Source organism: Pseudomonas sp. PNPG3, from assembly GCF_023093815.1.
Lineage (GTDB): Bacteria > Pseudomonadota > Gammaproteobacteria > Pseudomonadales > Pseudomonadaceae > Aquipseudomonas > Aquipseudomonas asiatica.
Window position 1 is genome coordinate 10,992 of sequence record NZ_JALLKV010000007.1, and the last position, 23,318, is coordinate 34,309.

Below are 23,318 nucleotides of genomic sequence, written 5' to 3' on the forward strand. Positions count from 1 at the left end.
CCTGCGTGGCAAGGTTGATGCTGGAGGCCTGTCCAAGGAGGAGAGCCATGCCCGCATCCACCACATACGACCTGCCGATCTCCGGCATGACCTGCGCCAGTTGTGCCGGCCGGGTCGAACGCGCCCTGCGCAAGGTCACCGGCACTGAACAGGTCAGCGTCAACCTCGCCACCGAACAGGCCCGGGTCCAGGCCCCGGTCAACAGTCTGCCCGCGCTGGTCGAGGCCATACGCGAAGCCGGCTATGGCGTACCCACCCGCACCGTCGAACTGCAGATTGGCGGCATGACCTGCGCCAGTTGCGTCGGCCGCGTAGAGCGCGCTCTCGGCAAGCTGCCGGGTGTTGAACGGGTCAGCGTCAACCTGGCCAGCGAACGTGCGCACCTCGAAGTGCTCGCGGCCCTCGACGACAACCTGCTGATCGATGCCGTGCAAAAGGCCGGCTACAGCGCCAGCCTGCCGCAAACAGCCAGGGACGACCAGCACGCTGCCCAGCACCGCCTGCGTAACGAACGCCTGGCGGTCGGCGCAGCGTTGCTGCTCGCCCTGCCGTTGGTGGTACCAATGGTGGTGCAGCCGTTTGGCGTGCACTGGATGTTGCCAGCGTGGGTGCAGTTCCTGCTGGCCACACCGGTGCAGTTCATTCTCGGCGCGCGGTTCTACGTGGCCGCCTGGAAGGCCGTGCGCGCAGGTACCGGCAACATGGACCTGCTGGTGGCCCTGGGTACCAGCGCCGGCTACGGCTTGAGCCTGTACCAGTGGGCGCAAGCCCCCGGCGGCATGGCCCCTCACCTGTACTTCGAAGCTTCGGCCGTGGTGATTGCCCTGGTGCTGCTGGGCAAGTACCTGGAAAGCCGTGCCAAGCGCCAGACCGCCAGCGCCATCCGTGCCCTCGAGGCCCTGCGCCCGGAACGGGCCGTGCGCCTGGTCGATGGCCGGGAAGAAGACGTGGCCATTGCCCAACTGCGCCTCGGCGACCTGGTACTGGTCAAACCCGGCGAGCGCTTCCCGGTCGATGGCGTGGTGGAAGACGGCAGCAGCCATGCCGATGAAGCCCTGATCAGCGGCGAGAGCCTGCCGGTGCCCAAGCAGCCCGGCGACAGCGTCACCGGTGGCGCCATCAACGGCGAAGGCCGGCTGCTGGTACGCACCAAGGCACTGGGTACCGAAACCGTGCTGGCACGCATCATCCGCCTGGTGGAAGACGCCCAGGCGGCCAAGGCACCGATCCAAAAGCTGGTCGACCGGGTCAGCCAGGTATTCGTCCCGGCCGTGCTGGTACTGGCGCTGATCACCCTGGCCGGTTGGTGGCTGGCCGGCGCGCCGCTGGAAACCGCGCTGATCAATGCCGTCGCGGTACTGGTCATCGCCTGCCCCTGCGCCCTCGGCCTGGCCACACCCGCAGCGATCATGGCCGGCACCGGGGTTGCCGCCCGCCATGGCATCCTGATCAAGGACGCCGAAGCGCTGGAGCGCGCCCATGCGGTCAACCGCGTGGTGTTCGACAAGACCGGCACCCTCACCTCCGGCAGCCCGCGCGTTGTCCACAGCCAGGCGCAGGTGGGCAGCAGCGCCGACCTGCACCGCCTGGCCGGTGCCCTGCAGCGCGGCAGCGAACACCCGCTGGCCAAGGCGGTACTGGATGCCTGTGCCGAACAAGGCCTGGACGTGCCTGGCGTTACCGACAGCCAGTCGCTGACCGGGCGTGGTATTGCCGGGCGCGTGGAAGGCCGCGAGCTGGCCCTGGGCAACCGCCGCCTGCTCGATGAAAGCGCCCTGCCACCCGGCGACCTGGCCGCCAAGGCCCAGGCCTGGGAAGCCGAGGGGCGCACCCTGTCATGGCTTATCGAACGCGGCGCGCAGCCGCGTGTGCTGGGCCTGTTCGCCTTTGGTGACAGCCTCAAGCCCGGCGCCGCGCAGGCAATCGATACCCTGCATGCGCAACACATCAGCAGCCACCTGCTGACCGGCGACAACCGCGGCAGCGCCAAAGTGGTGGCCGATGCCCTGGGCATCGACGACGTGCATGCCGAAGTGCTGCCGGCCGACAAGGCCGCGACCGTGGCCGCGCTCAAGCAGGATGGCGTGGTCGCCATGGTCGGTGATGGCATCAATGATGCGCCGGCGCTGGCCGCCGCCGATATCGGCATTGCCATGGGGGGCGGTACCGACGTGGCCATGCAGGCCGCCGGCATCACCCTGATGCGCGGCGACCCACGCCTGGTACCGGCCGCCCTGGAGATCAGCCGCAAGACCTATGCGAAGATCCGCCAGAACCTGTTCTGGGCGTTCATCTATAACCTGATCGGCATCCCGCTGGCCGCGCTGGGTTACCTCAACCCGGTACTGGCCGGCGCCGCCATGGCCCTGTCCAGCGTCAGCGTGGTGAGCAACGCGCTGTGGCTCAAGGCGTGGAAACCCACCAGCAACACCCAGGAGGCCCCATGAACATAGGCCAGGCCGCCCGCCGCAGCGGGCTCAGCACCAAGATGATCCGTTACTACGAGTCCATCGGCCTGCTCAAACCCGCCACGCGCAGTGACAGCGGCTACCGCCTTTACCAGGCGGAAGACTTGCACAGCCTGGCCTTCATCAAGCGCTCCCGCGACCTGGGCTTTTCCCTCGAGGAGGTCGGCAAGCTGTTGACCTTGTGGCAGGACCGCCAGCGTGCCAGCGCCGATGTGAAAGCGCTGGCCATGCAGCACATCGATGAGCTGAACCGGCGCATCGAAGAGCTGGTGAGCCTGCGCGACACCCTTGGCGAACTGGTATCGCACTGCCAGGGAGACGAGCGCCCGGACTGCCCGATCCTCAAGGATCTGGCCAATGGCACTGCTGGTGGCTGCTGTCACTGAGCCACCCGCAACGCTTCTGGTATGCCATATACGTCCAAACACGACCGAATAGTCACCAACTGCGACTTTATCCAATAAATACGGGCGTTTCCCTACATTAAACCCGGATGCTGCCGATGCAATTGTTACCTGCCTCGTATGTCGAAAATAACAAATCCGGGAGCGTCGATGAGCATCAAACAGAAACTGACCTGGGCATTCGCGGTCATCGCCGGCTTGCCCATCGTCCTAGTGGCCACCCTTGTGGTCCTCAACCTGCGTGGCGAAGCCCGCGACGGATTCCTCGATGGCAGCAGCCGGGAAATCCGCCAGGTCAGCAACGCGATGAACATCTTCTTCCAGGGCATCAACCAGAACGTCGAGTACCTGGCTGCGCAGCCGATGGTCGCTGCCACGGGTAGCGAACTGAACAAATACATGAGCGCAACCCCGTCCTATGAACTGAGCGAGCAGGCCAGCAAGCTGCTGGAGTTCATGACCCGCCTGGCCACCACGCATCCCAGCTATGCGTACCTGTCCTACGGGGTGAATGACGGTGGCTATGTCGGCTGGCCGGCCGGGCAGAAGTTCGTCAATTACGACCCGCGCACCCGCCCCTGGTACCAATTGGCAATGGCCAACCCTGGCAAGACCTTGCGTACCGGCGCCTACTACTGGGCTGCCGACGACGCTGTGCTGGTCAGCACCGTGCGCACCGTCGCCAACCAGTTGGGCAACCCTGGTGGCGTGGTCAACGTCGACGTCTCGCTCAAAGGCCTTACCGAGATCGTCCAGCAGATCAAGCTGGGCGAAAGCGGCTACGTGCTACTGGTGGAAAACAACGGCAACGTATTGGTCGACCCTCGTGACGCCAAGCATAACTTCAAGCAACTGGCGAGCTTTGGCGACGGGTACGCCGAGCTGGCCAAGCACGGCAAGGGGCTGGCCGAAGTGGAGCTGAATGGCGTGCGCTACATGGCCAACATCTACCCGGACGAACAGCTTGGCTGGACCCTGATCGGCCTGATCGAACAAAGCGAAGTGATGCAGACCACCACCCGGCTGACCTGGCTGATCGGCGTGGTGGCCCTGGTACTGGCCGCGCTGTTCGCCGTGGTCGGTGCCACCTTCGCCAAGCTGATCGTACGCCCGATCAACAGCGTCACCAGCGGCCTGGAAGATATCGCCCAGGGCGAGGGCGACCTGACCCGCAATCTGGAGATCCGTGGCCGCGACGAAACCGCACAACTGGCCAGCTGGTTCAACCAGTTCCTCGGTGCCATTCGCAGCCTGATCCAGCACATCGGTGCTGCCGCCAGCAAGATCCTCAGCACCTCCAGCAGCTCGACCCGCGTTTCCAGCGACATGGCCGAAGCCGCAGGCCGCCAGCGCGAAGCGGTGGACATGGTCTCAACCGCCTTCCACGAAATGGTCGCCACCGCCAACGAAGTGGCACGTTCCTGCAGCCAGGCGGCGCAATCGGCCGACAGCGGCCAGCAACAGGCCCGCGAAGGCCAGCAGCAGATCGATGCCGCGGTACATAGCGTTGACCGCCTGAGCCAGGAGATCGAGCAGTCGGCGCAGTCGATCCAGCAACTGGAGCGTGACAGCAACGCCATCCAGTCGATCCTCGGCACCATCCGCTCGATTGCCGAGCAGACCAACCTGCTGGCGCTCAACGCCGCCATCGAAGCGGCCCGTGCCGGCGAGCAGGGCCGTGGCTTTGCCGTGGTTGCCGACGAGGTGCGGGCGCTGGCCAAGCGCACTGCCGACTCCACCGCCGAGATCGACGGCCTGCTGGGCAACCTGGCCAGCCGCACTGCCGAAGTGGCTGCACAGATGCACGCCAGCCTGGAGGTTTCGCAGCAGTCGGTGAGCCGCATCGGCCTGGCCCGTGACAGCTTCGGGCAGATCCGCGAGTCGGTGGATGTGATCCGCGACATGAACACCCAGATTGCGACGGCGGCCGAAGAGCAGCACCAGGTGGCCGAAGACATCAACCGGCACATCAGCCAGATTCACGGCGATGCGCAGCTGGTGGCCGAACTGGCCCAGGCGGCGCGGATGGATTCGGAGAGCCTGGCCGGGCTGTCCAATGAGCTGGATGCACTGGTGCGCAGGTTCCGTACCTGATGTGTTGCCTGCGCTGGCCTCTTCGCGGGTGAACCCGCTCCCACAGGGATCACCGCAGCTTTGCAAGCTGTGCAGTACCTGTGGGAGCGGACGTGCCCGCGAAGAGGCCGGCACAAGCGACCAATCACTAAAGCCTCAATTCTCCCGGCGTCGCGCCGAACAATTGCTTGAACGCCGCAATGTAAGCCGAGGTGGAGTCATACCCACACCCCAACGCCGCCTCGGTCACACTCTCCCCGGCCTCCAGCAGCGCCAGCGACGACAACAGCCGCATACGCTGCCGCCAGTTGCGAAAACTCAAGCCCGTCTCCCGCTGGAACAGCCGCATCAGCGTCTTCTCCGAGCAACCCAACTCTCGCGCCCACTGCTGCAAGGTCTGCGACTGGTCCGGTGCAGCGATCAGACCATTGCACAGCGCCAGCAACCCCGGATGCCGTGGCAGTGGCAACGAAAAGCCGACTTCGGGCAGCATGCGCAACTGGTCGAGCAGCACCGCCACCAGCCGCGCCTCGGCGCTGTCAACCTCCGGGTATTCTGCCGGGAACAGGCAGAACTGCTTGATCAGTTCGCGCGCCAACGGGGTCACTTCCAGTACCCGGCATTGCTCCGGGGCCCACGGGCAGGCATCCCGGCGCACGTAAAGGCTGCGCATTTCGGCCTGCATCGAGGTGACCACTTCGTGTTCGGCATCGGCTGGTATCCACACGCCCCACTGGGGCGGGGCGAAGTAGCTGCCTTCCTGGGTATACACCCCGAGGACGCCGCTGATGGCATAGGAAAACTGCACCCAGTCGTGCTGGTGGCGGGTGGTCCAGGAGCCGGCGCCAAGGCTTTCGGCTCGTGCATAGAGCGGCCTGGGCAGGTGGTCCAGCGCCGGAATGGGGCGGGGGTGTCCGATGATGGGCATGGTGGTTTCTTTTAGTTCTGACCAGACAAGCCTAACAGCTCAGCGCTCGACGATGACGGTCACCCCCTGCCCACCCGCAGCGCAGATCGATATCAACCCCCGCCCCTTCCCCGACCTCGCCAGCAGCTTGGCCAGGTTGGCCAATATCCGCCCCCCGGTCGCGGCAAACGGGTGCCCGGCCGCCAGCGAACTGCCCTTGACGTTGAGCTTGCTGCGGTCAATCGCCCCGAGCGGCGCATCCAGCCCCAGCCGTTCGCGGCAATAATCGGCATCTTCCCAGGCCCTGAGCGTGCACAGCACCTGGGCAGCAAAGGCTTCGTGAATCTCGTAATAGTCAAAGTCCTGCAGCGTCAGGCCATTGCGCGCCAACAGCCGCGGCACCGCATACACCGGCGCCATCAACAGCCCTTCGCGACCGGTAACGAAATCCACCGCAGCGGTTTCACCATCGACCAGATAGGCCAGCACCGACAGCCCCTGCTGCTCGGCCCATTCCTCACTGCCCAGCAACACCAGCGAAGCACCATCGGTCAGCGGTGTGGAGTTGCCCGCCGTCAGCGTGCCCTGCCCGCTGCGGTCGAAGGCTGGCTTGAGCTTGGCCAATTGTTCCAGCGTCAGGTCGGGGCGCAGGTTGTTATCACGGGTCAAAGACAGAAACGGCGTCAGCAGGTCATCCTGCCACCCTTCGGCGTACGCGGCAGCCAGCGCCTGGTGGCTCAGCAGCGCCAGCTCGTCCTGCTCGGCACGGCCAATGCGCCAGGCCTGGGCCATGCGTTCGCAATGCTCGCCCATAGACAAACCGGTGCGCGGCTCACCGTTGCGCGGTAATTCGGGTTTCAGGTGGTGAGGACGCAGCTTGAGAAATGGCTTGAGCCGTTCGCCCAGGCTCTTGCCACGGTTGGCCTGCAACAGGATGTGGCGCAGGCCTTCGTTGACCGCAATCGGCGCATCGGAGGTGGTGTCCACACCGCCGGCTATGCCGCAGTCGATCTGCCCCAGGGCAATCTTGTTGGCCACCAGCAGTGCCGCCTCTAGCCCCGTCCCGCAGGCTTGCTGGATGTCATAGGCTGGCGTCAGCGGCGACAGGCGCGAACCCAGCACGCACTCACGTGTCAGGTTCATGTCTCGCGAGTGCTTGAGCACAGCGCCAGCCACCACCTCCCCCATGCGCAACCCATGCAGGCGGTAGCGTTCGATCAGCCCTTCGAGGGCGACGGTTAGCATCGCCTGGTTGCTGGCCGTGGCGTAGGCGCCATTGGAACGGGCGAAGGGAATTCGGTTGCCGCCCAGGATCGCGACCCGGCGAAGTGAACGCATGCGCTTGTTCCTCCTGAAACAATTTGATCCGTACAGCCTAGGTGTTTTTACCGCATTCGAACGACCTTGCCACAAAGTTGGTCCACACTTTCAAGCTTGCCTTCCGGGAGACCCACTCATGAGCGATCGCTACCTCGGCTTTGCCAACTCCAACCTCGGCCGCCGCCTTGTGGATGCCCTTGGCCTGCCACGTCCAGCGCCGCTGGAGCGTTGGCAGGCAGGCCGCCTGCGCCCGGTCGAAGGTGCCCTGGTACTGGGTGGCGGGCCACTGGCGAGCCAGGTCGAAGCCATTGCCCCGCGCCTGACCGACACGCTTTACAGCTTCAATACCGACAACCTCCAGGCCGAAGCATGGGTGGCTGGTCTGGGGCCGAAGATCAAGGCCGTGGTATTCGATGCCAGTCACCTGTCCGACAGCGACGCGTTGAAGCAGTTGCGCGAATTTTTCCAGCCACTGCTGCGCAGCCTGGCATCGTGCGCCCATGTGGTGCTGCTGGGCCGCACGCCAGAAAGCCTCGACGACCCGTTGGCCAGCATTGCCCAACGAGCCCTGGAAGGCTTCAGCCGCTCGCTGGCGAAGGAACTGCGCAACGGTGCGACCGCGCAGTTGCTGTATGTCAGCCCCAGCGCGGAGGACCAGCTGGAAGGCGCCCTGCGCTTCTTCCTCTCGCCCAAGAGCGCCTTCATTTCCGGCCAGGTGCTGCGCCTGCATGCCTGCGCCAGCCAGGTCGAGGACTGGACACGGCCGCTGGCTGGGCGCCGCGCCCTGGTGACCGGTGCCGCGCGCGGCATCGGTGCCGCCATTGCCGAAACCCTGGCCCGGGACGGTGCCGACGTACTGCTGCTGGACGTGCCCCAAGCCAGCCAGGACCTAGACGCCCTGGCCGCGCGCCTGGGTGGCAAGGCGCTGCCCTTGGACATCTGCGCCGGCGACGCGGCAACGCAACTGCTTGCGGCCCTGCCCGACGGCGTCGACATCGTGGTGCACAATGCCGGTATCACACGCGACAAGACCCTGGCCAACATGACCCCGGAATACTGGGACGCGGTGCTGGCGGTAAACCTCAAGGCACCGCAGGTGCTGACACAGGCGCTGTACGACAACGGCGCCCTGGGTGAAAACGCGCGCATCACCCTGCTGGCCTCGGTCAGCGGTATCGCCGGCAACCGCGGGCAGGCCAACTATGCCGCGAGCAAGGCCGGGCTGATCGGCTTGGCCCAGGCGTGGGCGCCCCGGCTCGCCGAGCGCGGCGGCAGCATCAATGCCGTGGCACCCGGTTTCATCGAAACCCACATGACCGCCGCCATGCCCATGGGCCTGCGCGAGGCCGGGCGACGCTTGAGTTCGCTTGGCCAGGGCGGCCGCCCGCAGGATGTCGCCGAAGCCATCGCCTGGCTCAGCCAGCCAGGCTCCGGTGCAGTCAACGGCCAGGTGCTGCGGGTATGCGGCCAGGCCTTGATGGGGGCTTGAGCATGAGCCGACACTGGCACGACCTGCACAGCCCGGCTTCGCGCACCAGCCTGTACCTGCGCGCGGCCAGCAAGCGCAGCATCAGCGGCGACCAGCTGCCGGACGACGGCCTGCGCTGCTTCATCCGCGTCCAGCCGGGCAACCTGGCCGCCTATCGACGGTTGTGCCACTTCACCGACGATGGCCGCCTGCCGGGGACTTATCCACATGTCATGGCGTTCACGCTGCAGCTGCAGTTGATGACCGCGCCAAACTTCCCCTTCCCGCTGCTCGGCCTGGTGCACCTGCACAACCGCATCGAGGTGCTGCGCCCGCTGGGCGGTATCGAAGGGCTGCGCTTTGCGGTGCATGCAGGCAATCTGCAAGCGCATGCCAAGGGCGGCACCTTCGACCTGGTCACCGAAGCCGAAGACGGCATCGGCCTGCTGTGGCGCGAGACCAGCCGTATGCTGGTGCGCGGGCTGAAGCTGGAAAGCCAGGCAGGTGAGCCTGCCGAGGACGAACCGCAAGCGTTGCCGGAGGCAACCCGCTGGTACGCCGACAGCGATATCGGCCGGCGTTATGCCAAGGTCTGCGGGGACTACAACCCGATCCACCTCAGCGCGGCCAGTGCCCGGCTGTTCGGCTTCCCCACGGCCATTGCCCATGGCATGTGGAGCAAGGCCATGGCCCTGGCGGCATTGCGCGGGCACCTGCCGCACAGTGGCTTTGCCTTCGAGGTGGATTTCCGCAAGCCGGTGCGGTTGCCATCGGAGGTGGTGCTCGGTGCCAGTGAGGCGGGGGCTACGGGAGAGCTGCGGCTGGATGGCCATGGAGGGGTACTGCATATGGTCGGGCGCTGGGACCGGCTTTAAATCGTGAGGCTGCTTCGCAGCCTTTTCGCGACACAAGGCCGCTCCCACAGGTACCGCGTTCGGTTTGATGCCGGTGACCTCCTGTGGGAGCGGCCTTGCGTCGCGATGGGCCGCATAGCGGCCCCCTTGCTTTGCATCGGGCCTGCGCAGAAGCTATGCAGCATTAGGAGACCCCCGATGAACCTGCAAGAACTCACCCAACGCCTGCACCAGATCCGCGACAACAACGACTGGCGCGGCTTTCACAGCCCGAAGAACCTCGCCATGGCCGCCAGTGTCGAAATGGCCGAGCTGGTGGAAATCTTCCAGTGGCTGAGCGAAGACCAATCGCGCCAGCTGCCAGCCGATAAGCTGGCCCATGCCGGCCAGGAAATCGGCGATGTGGTGCTCTACCTGTTGCTGCTGTGCAGCGAACTTGGCCTGGACATGGACCAGGTGGTGCGAGCCAAGCTGGCCGACAGCGAGAGGCGCTTCGCCCGATGAACGACCGTCACTTCGATGAGCTGGCTACCCGCTTTGCCGAAAAGATCTACGGCGGCGCCAAGGGCGCGATCCGCCTGGCCGTGCTGCAGGCCGACCTGGCCGAAGCCCTGCCTGACCGCCCGCTGCGCATCCTCGACATCGGTGCCGGGTTGGGTCACATGGCTTTGTGGCTGGCCCAGCGCGGCCACCAGCTGACCCTGGCCGAACCCGCCGAGCCTATGCTCGACGGCGCACGGGCGCGCTTTGCCGAAGCCGGCCAACCGGCCACCTTCATCCAGGCCCCCTGGCAAGACCTGCTTGGCCAGCTGACCGAACCCTACGATCTGGTGCTATGCCACGCCGTACTCGAGTGGCTGGCCGAGCCCGAAAGCATCCTGCCGGTGCTGCACCAGCTCACGGCCCCTTCCGGGTGGCTATCGCTGGCCTTCTACAACCGCGACGCCCTGGTCTATCGCAACCTGCTCAAGGGCCATTTCCGCAAGTTGCGCAGCAACCGGCTGGAAGGTGAAAAGCAGAGCCTGACCCCGCAAAAACCGCTTGATCCACGGGAACTCAGGGCGCAACTTGATCCTATGTGGCAGGTTGAAAGCGAAAGTGGCGTGCGGGTGTTCCACGACTACATGCCCAAGGAATTCCAAGGCAAGGCCGAGCTGCTCGACCTGCTGGAAATGGAACTGGCCTACCGTCGCCACCCCAGCTTCGCCGGGCTCGGCCGCTACCTGCACTGGGTCTGCCGCCCCCGTTGACCTGCCCGCCGGGAGGAATACATGCCGTACCGTCTGTTGTGCCTGGCCGTGCTGCCGCTTGCCCTGGCTGGCTGCCAGGGCAGCAACCCCTACGTGGCCAGTAGCCGCCCGTTACCACCGGCACCGGCCCAGGCGGCCAGCACCTTCGATGCCAGTGCCTACCCGACACCGGCCTGTGATTACGGGCACTACCGTAGCTGGAGCTGGCTCAACGGCCAGTTGCCCAGTGGCTCGGTCGATACCGACCCGGCGCAACTGGCCGATGCCGTCAGCGGCGCACTGGACCAGCATGGCCTGCGTCCCGCCCGGGGCGGCCCCGGCGACTTGCTGGTCAGCGCCGACATACGCCTGGAAAAGCGCTTGCGCCAGGTACGTGACTACGATGCCTACGACCCTTACTACGGCCCGTATCCCTATGGCGGTGTCGGCTATGGCGGCTACCGCCATGGCTATGGGGGCTATGCCAGCGTGCCCATCGTGCGCACCTACGAAGTGCAGGTGATGGTGGTGCGTATCGACCTGTACGACGCCCGCAGCGGCCAGCCGGTATGGAGTGCCAGTGCCGAAAGCGGCAGCGACAAGGACTCGCCGCGTGAACGCGAAAGCGCCCTGCGCGATTCTGTGCACAAGGCGCTCAACGGCTATCCTCCCAGTTGATATCCAACGGAGAACCATCATGTTGCGCCGTCTCGTTCTACTGTCATTCGCGTTGTTGCTCGCCGCCTGCTCCAGCAATAACGTCCAGCAGGATTTCGATGCCAGCCGTGACTTTGCCGCCTACCGCAGCTGGGCATGGCAGGAACCGGGCCTGCAGTACCGCCCGGATGACCCACGAATCAAGAGCGACCTCACCGAGCAACGCATTCGCCAGGCAGTTGCAAGCCAACTCGACCAGCGTGGCCTGCGCCCGGTACAAGGCGGCGCCCGGCCGGACGTGACAGTGCGCGCGTACCTGATCGTCGAGCAGCGCCAGCAACAGATCACCACCAACTACGGCGGTGGCTGGGGAGGCTACTGGGGCGGCTACTGGGGTGGCCCGATGTACAACGAAACGCGCAGCGTCGACTACAAGGTCGCCACCATCCAGATCGACCTGTTCGATGGGCGTGACGGCAAGCTGGTGTGGCGCGGCAGTGCCGAGCAGATCATGAACAACTACCCGCCAAGCCCTGAAGAACGTAACAGCGCTATCCAGAACACCGTGACCAAGGTGTTGGCCAACTACCCGCCGGGGAGCAGGAAGTAACACCGAACGCGGTTATGCAGGCGCCGCAGCCCCTGTGGGAGCGGGTTTACCCGCGAAGAAAACAACGCGGTGCATGGCACCGGCTTTGCCGGTATTCGCGGGTGAACCCGCTCCCACAAGGGTCGCCTGCGAGGCCTGTTTCAACAGCGACAAAATCCATCCCGACCACGCCTTTTTGCCTTTCCCGCCCCACTCGCCCGCAGGTTCCCGTCTATCTTCACTTAAGGAAACCTGACTGACCGGGTAGATGTGTTCAACATTTGGGAAGGGCTACCTGCCAATGCAAAGCATTGTTCTCCTGCTGTGGCTTGCCTTGTGCTCCGAACAGGACGTGCGTCAACGCCAGATATCCAACATGCTCACCCTGGGTGTGGCTGCCTGCGCCCTGGCCTGGCTTTTCGCCACTGGCCGCAGCTGGATCGGCGCCGATGCCAGCGATGCCGGATGGGCGCTGGCCATCGTCATGTTGCTGACCCTGCCCGGTTACATGCTCGGCCGTTTCGGTGCCGATGACGTCAAGCTGATGGGCGCCCTGGCCCTGGCCACCAGCCCGCAATACGTGCTTGGCACCTTCATCGGCGCCGGTGTCAGCGTGCTGCTGTGGCTGCTTACCCGCCGGCGCCTGTGGACGTTGCTCAACCCCAAGGTAAAAAAGCGCTTGCAGGCCTTGACCGAGGAAATGGGTGACAAGCAGGCGTTCGTCCCCTATGTGCTCACCGGTTTTCTTTTGACTGCTGTATGGATCCAGTGAGCAATCTCGTGGTCCGATGGCTGTACAGAATTTGTAACTTGTACAAATCCACTACCCCCGACTATTTTTAGTTTGCAACGCGCTTGGCCCGGGAGCAGGACCGCGTAACGACAGGGAGTTGATCGTGTCCAGAGCATTCAGTGATGTGAAGATATTGGTGGTCGATGACCAACCAGTGATAGTCGAACAATTGTGTGAGTTTCTCGAAACCAAGGGTTACCGCTGCCTGCCGGCCCACTCCACTGACGAAGCCCTGGAACGTTACCTGGCAGACGAGGCCATTGGCGTGGTCATCTGTGACCTGCACATGCCTGGTCGTGATGGTATTGAACTGGTCCGCGAACTGAAGATACAAGGCGGGCAGCGCGCGTTCGAGGCCATCATGGTGACCGGTCGCGCGGAGAAGCAGGATGTGATCCGAGCGTTGCGCGAGGGCTTTGCCGATTACTACCAGAAACCCATGGACCTCGATGAACTGCTGGAGGGCGTACGCCGCCAGGAACAGGCCGTGCAGGAGCGCCAGCGCAGCTTCCGCGAGCTGGGCGGGTTGAGCCAGCGTCTGCAAGAGCTGGCAGAGTCGATGGACGAGCTTTACCAGGACCTGCAAAAAGCCCGGGGCCAGGGCATGCACCGGCGTGCCAGCGATGTGGACGAGAGTGAAAGCGAACTGCCAGCGGCGTTCGAGAAGCTGTCGCCACGCCAGCTGGAAGTAGCCCGCCTGGTGGGCAAGGGCCAGACCAACTACCAGATCGCCTGTGAGCTGGGCATTACCGAGAATACCGTGAAGCTGTATGTGTCGCAGGTGCTGCGCCTGACCCACATGCACAACCGCACCCAGCTGGCACTGGCACTGACACCCAGTTCGTCGCCGGTGCATCAGCGGTTTACTACCCACTAAACAGGTAGCTTCAAGATTTTGGCGGCTGCGTTGCAGCCCACAGCGACCCCTTACATCTGAACGCCAAGCGTCAAAGTCAGCCGAGGCGCGCGGTCCAGGCTGTCCAATGCCACATCCGCCAAAGGCTTGGCCAGCTCCAGCGCCACATTGAACAAGCGCCCATCGCCCAACCGCACACCAAGCGCCGCCGAAGCCAGGTGGGCATCCTGCACAGGCCCCCGGTTATGCCAGGCCTGCGCCGTATCAACCACCACATAGGGCTGCACCAACGCCAGCCAGTTGGCGTGCATGCTGTAATTCACCTCGTAAGCCACACCCCAGCCCTTGTCCCCGTCCGCCTGGTCGCGCGGGTAGCCACGGCCGAAACTCTGCCCGCCAAACCCCGCACGCTCGCTGTCGGGCAAGCGGTCATCACTCCAGTACAGCGCCCCGGACACCACCCCCTGCCAGTTACCGAGCAACCTGTCGCTCTGCAAGCCGGAAAGCCGCAACCGCAGAAAATCCAGATTGTAGTCGGCATCGCTGCGTGCCCCCAGATAATCCAGGCCCTGATAGACCCCGGCGCTGACGATGCGCAAATGGCCCTCTTCCACCTTGCGCCAGTCGCCCTCGAATGACAGCGCACGCACGTAGGTGTCGTAGTCCCGTGCCGATGGCAACCCATCTACCCGGTCTTCGAAGTGCTCACTGACCGAATATACCTGCCCCTGCACCACCATCCATTCATCCGGCCTGACGATCACCGGCTGGCGCAGGCCGATCGCATAGCGATCGCTGTCGCGCTTGCGAGTGATATCACGGCCATCATCCAGCCGAATCCGCGTGCCCGGTTCGCTGCGATAACGCGAGGCCGACAGCAGCAGCTGGCTGCCGCCCGCATCCAGGTATTGGCTGTAAGCCAGGCGCTGATAATGCACCTGGTCATTCCCTGGTGGCAGCAACACGCTGGCCTGGATCTGTTCGGCAAAGCGGGTCTGGGCGTGGCTGGTTGCCGTCAGCAGCGCCTGCGCATCGTCGCGGTTGCCATCAACCACGGTAACGGCAGCGCTGAACGGCTTGCGCCGGGCATGCACGGTCAACAACGTGGCACCATCAGCGGTTCGCGCCATGGCCAGCTGTGAGTCTATCTTCACCCCTGGCAGGCGCTCGGCCAGGCCCAGGTAGCGCTCCAGCGTTTCCCGGGTCAGCGGGCGCTCGGTTGCAAGCCGCTCCAGCAGCTGGTGCAGATAGGCGCTTGCCGGGCCGATATCGCCGACCACGCGGTAATCCCGAATATAGCCTTCGACCAGCACCACATTGACCTGGCCATCAGCCACCTCCTGCGGCGGCAGGTAGGCGTAAGACAACAGGTAGCCTTCCTGCCGATAGCGCTGGGTCAGGCGCGCGGTGTACTGCTGCAGCTCGCCCAAGGTAGTCTGGCGCCCGATCAGCGGTTGGTAGTGTTCGCGCAGGTCGCTCAGGGGGAACACCGTGCCGCCTTCGAAGCGCACTTTATGCAGCACCAGCCGGGTATTCGCAGGCGCCCACGCGGGGCTGTCGCCATCCTCCTCGGCCAGCTGCAGGTGAGCACTGACCGGGCGGTAGGCGTCTATCGGCAGGTTGGCGCCGGGCAGGCGACGTTCGTACTCATGGCTGTCGAGAAAACCTGGCAAAGGCTCGGCATGGGCCGCAAGCGCCCAAGGCAGCAACAACAGGGGCACGGCCAGAGGACGCATAGCGCGCTCCATGTTCCCTGGGGCTGCAAAGCGGCCCCAAATTGCTTGACTGACAGGCATCAGGGGCGCCAGCCGGTCACACCCGTTACCTGCAAGCGTAGGTGCTGCCTCGGCCCTCGTCGAACGGCTACTCGCTGACCTGGAACGCCACGCGCGCCGTCTCGCCGCTTTCATCCAGCGCGCTGATTTCGGCCTGGCCTACCTGTTGGAAGCGCACCAGCAGGCTGTCCTGGCCCTGGGTTTCGCCCAATGGCTGGCCGTTGAGGAACCACCAGCGCCGACCGCCGCCGCCCAGCGCCGACACATGCAGTTGCAACGGCTCGCTGCTGGTGGCCGGACGGCGCAGGTTGTCGCCCGGGCGCACGCCCACGATCGAAAGCGGTGGCGCGCTGACCGGCACATGCGGCGGGCAGGCCGGATCGATGGCCGGCAGGCGCGCCGCACGCCGCTCCACACGTGGCAGCCAAGGCTCCAGCGGGGCGGGCCATAGGGCGATATCGCGGGCCTTGGCGCCCGGGCAACTGCCATCGACGCGCAGCCCCTGGTCGTTGACCCATACGCTTTCACGCAGGCCCAGGCCGAGTGGCTGGTCGGCGGCCTGCAGGGTTGGCGGCGTAGTGCCGTCCAAAGTCCAGGCGAAACGCTGACGCCGGCAGTTGGGGTCCTTTTTGCTCATCGGCTGGCCCAGTGGCCAACAGATCGCAGCCACGCTGACGTTCGCCGGCACCCGCTCCACCGGCACGCTGATGCCACGCTGGCTGTCACGGTTGCTCAGCAGGTCGTGCACCTGCAGCATCAGCGGCGCTGCCGAAGCCAGCCCGAATTGGCCGGGGACCGGTGTGCCATCGGGGCGGCCAATCCATACGCCGATCAGGTAGCGCGGGCCCACGCCGATCGACCAGGCATCGCGAAAGCCGTAGCTTGTGCCCGTCTTCCACGCCAGTTGCGGGCGTTGCACCAGCTCGGCATGCGGGTCGCGGTCGGGGCGCGCCTGGCCGCTGAGGATGCGCCGGATGATCCACGCAGCCCCTGGTGACAGCAGGCGCCGTTCCAGCAACGGATCCTGCGGTTGCAGGCGCACCCTCGCACTATTGCCACCCCGCGCCAGCGCAGCGTAGCCACCCACCAGATCCTCCAGGCGGCTGCCCGCGCCACCCAGGATCAACGACAGGTTGGGCTCTGCCAGAGGCGGCAATATCAGCGGCATGCCCGCCATGCGCAGTTGCGCGGCAAAGCGTTTCGGACCATAGGCCTCCAACAGCTGCACCGCCGGCAGGTTGAGCGACAGCGCAAGCGCCGAACTGGCCGACACCGGCCCGCTGAAGCCCATGGAGAAGTTGCCGGGGCGGTAGTCACCGTAGCGTCGCGGCACATCCTGCAACAACGACTCGGAATGGATCAGGCCGTCATCCAGCGCCATGCCGTAGAGGAACGGCTTGAGGGTGGAGCCCGGCGAGCGCAACGAACGCACCATGTCGACATGCCCGAAGCGGCGCTCGTCGGCCAGGTCGATAGAACCCAGGTAGGCACGCACCGCCATGGTTTGCGCATCGACCACCAGAATGGCAGCGGAGGTGCGCTCTGGAAGCCGCGCGCGCCAGCCCAGCAGCAGGTCTTCGAGGCGCCGCTGCAGTGCGGCGTCGAGTGTGGTACGGATCAGCGGCGGGCTGTCGGCGCTGTTCAGGCGCCGGGCCAGCAGCGGCGCCAGGGCCGGTTCCTGACGTGGCGCCAGCACCAGCGGTTCTTCGGCAGCCTCACGGATTTGCTGAGCCGGCCACACCTGGTATTCGGCCAGGCGTTGCAGCACCTTGTCCCGGGCGCGCTGGGCACGCTCGGGGTGGCGGTCCGGGCGCAGGCGGCTGGGCGCCTGGGGCAGCACGGCCAGCAGTGCCGCTTCGGCCGGGGTCAGGTGCATGGGCGACTTGCCAAGGTAGGCCCAGCTGGCCGCCGCCACGCCCTGCAGGGTGCCGCCGAAGGGCGCGCGGTCCAGGTAGATCTGCAGGATTTCGCGCTTGGACAAGTGCCATTCCAGCTGCGCCGTGCGCCATAGTTGGCGCAGCTTGCCGGCCAGGGTGCGCTCATGCGGGTCGAGCAGGCGTGCGACCTGCATCGACAGCGTGCTGCCGCCCGACACCACACGCCCGCCACGCAGGTTCAGCCAGGCAGCACGGGCCAGGGCCAACGGGTTGACCCCGGGGTGGCTGTAGAACCAGCGGTCCTCATAGGTCAGCAACGCCTGCAGATACAGCGGCGAAACCTCGTCGGGGCTAACCGGGTAGCGCCACACGCCATCGGCATCGGCAAAGCGCCACAACGGCGTGCCGTCCTCGGCCAGCACCACGCGGGCCAAGTCGTCTCCGGGCATGGGCAGCGGCCATAGGCGGTCGGCCAGCCACAACAGGCCGAACAGTACCAGCATGCCGATCGCCGTGGCGCGCAACAGCCTGCCCGCACGGGTATTCGGCCGCGTTAAGCTTGGCATCGGGAACCGACCTGGCCAGGTGATGGCCAAAGGCTTGGGAACGGCAACATCGCCGATTCGTTCATCAGGAAGCAACTATGCATGTAGAAGGTTTTTTCGAGTGGCTGGGCCAGGCGCTGGGGTCGTTGATCCGCTTCATCGTCGACGCATTGAGCGGGCTGTTCAACCTGCTGGCCAGTGCCGGAGGCAATTTCATCGATGGCCTGGCGCGCACCTTGGGCATGGAGACCTCGCTGCTCAGCATCCTCGCCCTGATCATCGGGCTGGTGCTGCTGTACTCGGCAATCCGCGCGTTCATGCGCGCCTCGATCATCCTCGGGATCATCTGGCTGCTGTTGGGGTTGTGGGTGATGAGCTGGGTGATTCACTGACATTGAACTGCCCGGCGCAGACCTGTGGGAGCGCAAGGCAGGTGCTTAGCGGGCTTTTACGGTCATCTCCCCTTGCCCATCCCCCACAGCCTGCAGGTTTGGCCGGTACATCGATTCAACCTGCGGCGGCGGCACGCGGTAGGTGCCCGGGGTCACCGCCCGAGCCAGGTACAGCAGGTGGGTGGTGCCATAGCTGTCCAGTTTGAGCGCGGCGACGTAACGATCATCGCGATACTCCTGGTGCACCACGCTGGCGTTCTGCATCGATTCGCGCCATTCCTTCACCGCACTGCTGGCGTTTTCCAGGCTGGCGGCACTTTGCGCCAGGTTCTGGTTTTCCAGCTCCAGGCCCGCCGGTAACAAGTCCACCACCAGCGCATCCGGCACCCGGTCTTCAGCCTTGAGCGCCAGGTGCACCAGCACCAGGTCTCCGCTGCGCAGGTTATGCAGATCCAACGGCTGACCATTCATGCCCAGGTACTCACGGCGGATCTGCATGCCGTTGCCAACGGCCGCAGGCGCCTGGCGTGGGTAACCCGACAAGGTCAGTTGCTGGTACAGCGTCTCGCTGCCTTGGTTCTGCACACTAAGCGGCGAAGCCAGCAACGGGCCTTCGAGCTTCATGCCAGACTCGGCATTGTTGAACTCGCGCACTTCGCCCGCGCTGTCCAGGCGCGCCTGCCACTGGCCTTCCGGTTTGCCCAGCAGGCCACGGCCGGCCAGGAACAGCGCATTGCGCTCCTGGGTCGACAGCCAGCGGTTGGCCGCCAGCTCATCCGACAGGGCGAACAGGCGCTGGTCGACCTGGCGGCTGGCCAGGTTGTTTTCCTGCAGCAGCGCCAGGATCAGTGCCTGGTCGCGCAGGGCGCTACCATAGTCGGCCATCCAGCCTTTACCGCGGCTGATGCCCAGGCCTGCCTGCAGGGCCTGCTCGGCACGCGGCTTGTCGCCCATCTTGTCCAGCGCCACCGCCAGTTGCACCAGTGGCAGGCCAGAGCGGGCGTCGGCGCGGCGTTCGAACAAGCCGCGCAGTGCCCCCAGAGGCGCCTGCTGGCTGCGCGACAGCACCAATGCCGCATAGGCCTGCACGGCGAAGCGGGTGTGTTCGGCGTTCTCGCTGTAGTCGACTTCGATCAGGTTGCGCTCCTGCAGGTAGCGCAGCAGGCGCTCGCTGGCCTTCTTCAGCGCTTCGGCCGGCACACCATAGCCTTGGTCACGGGCGCGCAGCAGGAAGTCGGTGACATAGGCGGTCAGCCAGTATTCTTCTTCGCTGTCCGAGCTCCACAGGCCGAAGCTGCCGTTGTAGCGCTGCATGCCCAGCAGGTGCTCGATACCCATCTCGATCTTGCGCTTGCGCACATCGGCTGGCTCGCCCTTGATGCCCAGGCGCTTGAGGCTGTCGGCATCGGCGTACAGCGACGGGTAGAGGCCGCTGGTGGTCTGCTCCAGGCAACCGTAGGGGTAGGCTTCGAGGGCACGGATCTGCTCGGCCAGGTTCAGCGGTGGCCGGCTCGACAAGGCCAGGCTGGCTTCAAGCCCGGCGGGTTCGAAGGCGGCCAGGTCTGCTTCAGGCAGGGTCCATGGCTGGTCCTTCAAGGCCACGCGGTAGTGCTTGAGCATCGCCGGGTAAGCCGGGCGCACGCCCAGCGTCCACTCGCGCTCGAACGCGCCGGTCGGCTCGTTCGGCAGCTGCAGGCCAGTGACCCGCACATGCACCTTGCCCTGCCCCAGGCCACCTTGGGCCTGGACCGGGATCAACAGCGTCGAGCGCTGGCCTTCAGCCAGGGCAACGTTCTGCACGGCGTTGGCCGCCAGGCTCAGCTGCCCTTCGGTGCTGATTTCAACGTTCAGTTGCTGGGCACGACCCGACAGGTTGGCCAGGTCCAGCGCCAGGCTGGTACGGTCGCCACCGGCCAGGAAACGCGGCGCCGAGAGTTCGGCGATCAAGGGCGCGGCGACCACGGTCTTGCCTTCGGCCATGCCGAAGTGTTCGTCGGTCCAGGCCTGGGCCATCAGCCGCAGTTCGCCATTGAAGTCGGGGATATCGACCGTGGCCAGGCCCTCGCCCTTGTCGTCCAGGGTCACCGGCAGGCTCTGCTGGGCGACGATGGTCACCGTGGTGTTGGGGCGCTTGCCACCCTTGGCCATCGCCGCGTCACCACCAAATGCCAGGCTGGCCAGGCGGCCTTGGCCGGCTTCGATCAACTGGCCGTAGATATCCAGCTGGTCAGCACCATAGGCCTTGCGCCCGAACAGGCTGGCGAACGGGTCGGGGGTCTTGAAGTCGGTGATGTTGAGGATGCCCACGTCCACCGCCGACAACAGCACATGCACCTGTTCAGGCACACTGCCATCGGCATTTGCAGCCTTGACCTTCACGGTCAGCGGCTGTTTCGGGCGCATTTTCTCCGGCGCCTGCAGGCTCACCGCCAGCTTGCGTTCGGCGCGGTTCAGCGGCAGGTGCAGCACGCCCACCGCGCGTTTCGGCGTGGCGTTGGCCTTGCGCTCACCCGGGCGGATCACCAGCGCGCTGATGTACAGGTCATGGCGGGCCCACTGCTTGTCCAGCTGCACGTCGAACGTCTTGCCCTCGGCGGGCACGTCGATCTCCTGCCACCACAGCGGGCCATCGCTGGACTCGATCATCAGGTAGCCACTGCCGGCTGCGGGCGGGGTGACGGTGACCTTGGCGGTAGCGCCGTCGGCGTAGGCCGGTTTGTCCAGCGCCAGCTTGACCTGGTCCGGCCGCACCGCTCCGCCCTCGGCGTTGTCCTGGGCGCGGTAGCCAGCCCAGAAGCGCGCGCTGGACACAAGGCCCGTCTCCGGGTCCTCCACCTCGACACGGTACGGGCCCCATTCCACCTGGAAGCTCAGCTTGGCCGTGGAGCCGGCCTTGACGCTGACGGTCTCTTCGCTCTGGGTGAGGAACTTCTCGTTGTAGGCGTAGCTCCAGCCATCGCTCTGCGAGTAGTTCCAGTAGTAGTCGCGGCGCTCGCGTACCAGCCGCACCTTGAGGTCGTTGGCCGCCAGCTTCTTGCCGTTGCGGTCGGCCACCAGGAACTCGAACTCCACCGGCCCGTCACTGTCGGTTTCCTCGCCGTCGAACAGGCCACGCAGGCCCGGCAGGCGCTCGGCCGGCCAGATGGGTTGTTCCAGGCGCCGGGTGATCGGCCGGCCACCGGACTCCTGCAGGCTGGCCTGCACGGTCAGTTGCAGCGGCGAGCGGGCTTCGGCCCAGCGGCTTTCGATATCGACCACGGCCTTGCCGGCCTGGTCGAGGGTGACTTCGTCCAGCTCCAGGTCCTGGTTCAGCTCGGTTTCGGTGACCGAGCCGAACTGGTAGCCAGGCAGCGCCGGTACCGCCTCGCGCAGTGGGCGAACATAGGCCTGGCCGCTCAGGCGGTTGCCGGCAGCCGGGGCGCCGTAAAGGTAACGGCCATTGACCTGGATGCGCGCATCCTGATCCGGAGACAACGGTTTGCTGCTGCCCTTGAGTTCCAGCGCCAGGCGCTCGGGCAGGAAGTCTTCGACGAGAAATTCATACACCTGCTTGCGCCCGCCGCCCAGGTCGAGCAGCAGTTGCCAGCGGCCGGTCGGGGCCTCGCTGGCCAGCTGCAACTGGTACTGGTACAAGCCATTGCTGTCGGCTTCCCAGACGAACTTGCGGCTGACCTGCTCATCCGGGCGACGCACTTCCACGCTCACTGGCTGCGCCTTGACCGGCTTGCCGTCCTGGTCGCGCAGCAGGCCGTTGAGCAACACCGTTTCCCCGGGGCGATACAGGTCACGCGGGCCGAAGATGAAGAACTGCAGCGGGTTGGCCTGCGGGCCGGTGATGTCGAACTCGGCCAGGTCCAGCGCCGCGCTGCTCAGGCGCAGCAGGGTGGTGTGCACGCCCTGGGTGGCGATCAGGGTGTCGGCCTTGGGCGTGATCGGCAGCTGGGCGTGGCCATCGCTATCGGTGCTGGTCTGGGCCAGCAGCTTGCCCTTGTCGTCATGGATTTCCAGGTTGACGCCGTTCATCGCCTTGCCACCTTCCAGGGCCTGGGCGAACACATCGAGGCGGTCGCGGTAGCGGTGCGCGGACACACCGATGTCGCTGAGGGTGAACAGCGTCGCTGGTTGCGAGTAGTCGTAGGTGCCCGAGGCACGCATCACCGCCAGGTACACGCCTGGCTCCTGCAGCGGCTTGATGCCGGCGATCGGCAGCAGCACGGTCTCGCGGGTGTTGCGTGCGGGGTTGAGGTCGAAGCGGCCGCTGTAGACCAGCTCGGCCATGTCCAGGGTTTCCTTGGACTGGTAGTAGTACAGGCTGCTGTTGCGCCCCCAGTTGACCAGAAAGGTCGAGAGCATGTCCGGCTTCACGCGGAAGAACTCGACATCGACCTTGTCGACGTTGAGGGCGATCACCGGCAGACCCTCGGCCAGGCGCGTGGGCAGCAGCGAACCGCGGCTGGCGAAGCCGATGGTCGGCTGCATGTCGCGGGTTTCCAGGCGGCTGATCGACTCGCTGTCCAGTTGCTTGCCATTGACCGCCAGCAGGCCCTTGTCGACGGTCAGCACCAGCTTGCGCTGCGGCTCCAGATGGCGCAGACGCAGCTCCATCTGGTTGTCAGAGAGCTCCCAGGCGCCGTCGAGCTTGCCTTTGACGGTGTCGACCAGGTGCACTTTGCTGGCGAAGTCCTGCTTGGCATCCAGCGGCGCGGAGAAGCTGATCGACAGCGTCGCGGCGCCATCGAGCTGCACTTCGGAAACATCCAGCACCGTCAGCTCGCGGCCCTCGTAGCGTTTTCCGAGTTCGGCCTGGTCTTCGCGTTGGGGTGCCGGGGTGGCGACGGGCGCTGTGGCCGCCGGCTTTTCGGATGGCGCCGGCTTGTCCGGCGTCGAAGAGTCACAGGCACTGAGCAAAGCCAGCGCGCAGGCCAGCAACAATCCTTTGTTGAACATGGAGTAGAACTCTTTGGCAGCGTGTACGTGAGGGCAGCAACTATAGCGCAACTATGGTCGCGCGAATTGGCTGCATGGCCGGTACACTGCTGGCAATTTAGAAAAGCGGGGGCGCTTTGCGCCCCTTTCGCGACGCAAGGCCGCTCCCACAGGTACTGCACAGG

At 65.5% G+C, this 23,318-nt stretch carries 17 protein-coding genes; 12 read left to right on the top strand and 5 right to left on the bottom strand.

Annotation, left to right across the window (positions count from 1 at the left end; genetic code table 11):
- Positions 1-47: 47 nt before the first annotated feature.
- From MJ643_RS07015 to MJ643_RS07025, 3 genes are all read left to right on the top strand, one after another.
- Positions 48-2,447: a heavy metal translocating P-type ATPase gene (locus MJ643_RS07015; protein ID WP_024086207.1), complete on the top strand. Its 2,400-nt coding sequence runs from the start codon at positions 48-50 to the stop codon at positions 2,445-2,447.
- Positions 2,444-2,854, top strand: coding sequence for a Cu(I)-responsive transcriptional regulator (cueR, locus tag MJ643_RS07020; protein WP_023663456.1), 411 nt, complete (start codon positions 2,444-2,446; stop codon positions 2,852-2,854). Before MJ643_RS07015 ends, cueR begins: the two co-directional genes overlap by 4 nt.
- Before the next feature lie 168 nt (positions 2,855-3,022).
- Complete coding sequence (locus MJ643_RS07025) at positions 3,023-4,966, top strand: methyl-accepting chemotaxis protein (RefSeq protein WP_208209722.1); 1,944 nt, start codon at positions 3,023-3,025, stop codon at positions 4,964-4,966.
- Positions 4,967-5,093: 127 nt separating this feature from the next.
- Here the strand turns inward: MJ643_RS07025 and MJ643_RS07030 are convergent, their stop codons facing one another.
- Both MJ643_RS07030 and MJ643_RS07035 read right to left on the bottom strand, forming a co-directional pair.
- Positions 5,094-5,873: a helix-turn-helix transcriptional regulator gene (locus tag MJ643_RS07030; protein ID WP_013970732.1), complete on the bottom strand. Its 780-nt coding sequence runs from the start codon at positions 5,871-5,873 to the stop codon at positions 5,094-5,096.
- A gap of 39 nt (positions 5,874-5,912) precedes the next feature.
- On the bottom strand, positions 5,913-7,190 hold the full coding sequence (locus MJ643_RS07035; RefSeq protein ID WP_047934131.1) for an acetyl-CoA C-acetyltransferase: 1,278 nt from the start codon (positions 7,188-7,190) through the stop codon (positions 5,913-5,915).
- 118 nt (positions 7,191-7,308) lie between these two features.
- On the opposite strand from MJ643_RS07035, the gene MJ643_RS07040 reads away from it, so the two are divergent.
- From MJ643_RS07040 to MJ643_RS07075, 8 genes are all read left to right on the top strand, one after another.
- Entirely contained in the window at positions 7,309-8,661 is a 1,353-nt protein-coding gene (locus MJ643_RS07040; RefSeq protein WP_024086205.1) for a 3-oxoacyl-ACP reductase, read from the top strand.
- A 2-nt stretch (positions 8,662-8,663) separates the two neighbouring features.
- Positions 8,664-9,515, top strand: coding sequence for a MaoC/PaaZ C-terminal domain-containing protein (locus MJ643_RS07045; protein ID WP_024086204.1), 852 nt, complete (start codon positions 8,664-8,666; stop codon positions 9,513-9,515).
- Between the two features lie 177 nt (positions 9,516-9,692).
- A complete protein-coding gene (locus MJ643_RS07050) occupies positions 9,693-9,998 on the top strand; it encodes a MazG-like family protein (RefSeq protein WP_013970728.1) in 306 nt (101 codons plus the stop codon).
- On the top strand, positions 9,995-10,744 hold the full coding sequence (locus MJ643_RS07055) for a methyltransferase domain-containing protein (RefSeq protein WP_024086203.1): 750 nt from the start codon (positions 9,995-9,997) through the stop codon (positions 10,742-10,744). The genes MJ643_RS07050 and MJ643_RS07055 overlap by 4 nt, the downstream gene beginning before the upstream one ends.
- A 21-nt stretch (positions 10,745-10,765) precedes the next feature.
- Entirely contained in the window at positions 10,766-11,401 is a 636-nt protein-coding gene (locus MJ643_RS07060; RefSeq protein WP_208209712.1) for a DUF4136 domain-containing protein, read from the top strand.
- Between the two features lie 19 nt (positions 11,402-11,420).
- Positions 11,421-11,990, top strand: a complete 570-nt coding sequence (locus MJ643_RS07065; RefSeq protein ID WP_023661913.1) for a DUF4136 domain-containing protein — start codon at positions 11,421-11,423, stop codon at positions 11,988-11,990.
- A gap of 280 nt (positions 11,991-12,270) precedes the next feature.
- Positions 12,271-12,741 carry an A24 family peptidase gene (locus MJ643_RS07070; protein WP_013970724.1) on the top strand — a complete coding sequence of 157 codons (471 nt, stop codon included), beginning with the start codon at positions 12,271-12,273 and terminating at the stop codon, positions 12,739-12,741.
- A gap of 124 nt (positions 12,742-12,865) precedes the next feature.
- Positions 12,866-13,639, top strand: a complete 774-nt coding sequence (locus tag MJ643_RS07075; RefSeq protein WP_024086200.1) for a response regulator transcription factor — start codon at positions 12,866-12,868, stop codon at positions 13,637-13,639.
- Positions 13,640-13,689: 50 nt separating this feature from the next.
- Here MJ643_RS07075 and MJ643_RS07080 read toward each other — a convergent pair whose 3' ends face one another.
- Positions 13,690-15,354, bottom strand: coding sequence for a POTRA domain-containing protein (locus tag MJ643_RS07080; RefSeq protein WP_031324737.1), 1,665 nt, complete (start codon positions 15,352-15,354; stop codon positions 13,690-13,692).
- 127 nt (positions 15,355-15,481) lie between these two features.
- A complete protein-coding gene (gene pbpC / locus MJ643_RS07085; protein ID WP_047934507.1) occupies positions 15,482-17,836 on the bottom strand; it encodes a peptidoglycan glycosyltransferase PbpC in 2,355 nt (784 codons plus the stop codon).
- A 77-nt stretch (positions 17,837-17,913) separates the two neighbouring features.
- Here pbpC and MJ643_RS07090 point away from each other — a divergent pair, with 77 nt between their 5' ends.
- Entirely contained in the window at positions 17,914-18,207 is a 294-nt protein-coding gene (locus MJ643_RS07090; protein ID WP_025337571.1) for a hypothetical protein, read from the top strand.
- Between the two features lie 45 nt (positions 18,208-18,252).
- Here MJ643_RS07090 and MJ643_RS07095 read toward each other — a convergent pair whose 3' ends face one another.
- Positions 18,253-23,154 carry an alpha-2-macroglobulin gene (locus tag MJ643_RS07095; RefSeq protein ID WP_208209711.1) on the bottom strand — a complete coding sequence of 1,634 codons (4,902 nt, stop codon included), beginning with the start codon at positions 23,152-23,154 and terminating at the stop codon, positions 18,253-18,255.
- Positions 23,155-23,318 lie beyond the last annotated feature (164 nt).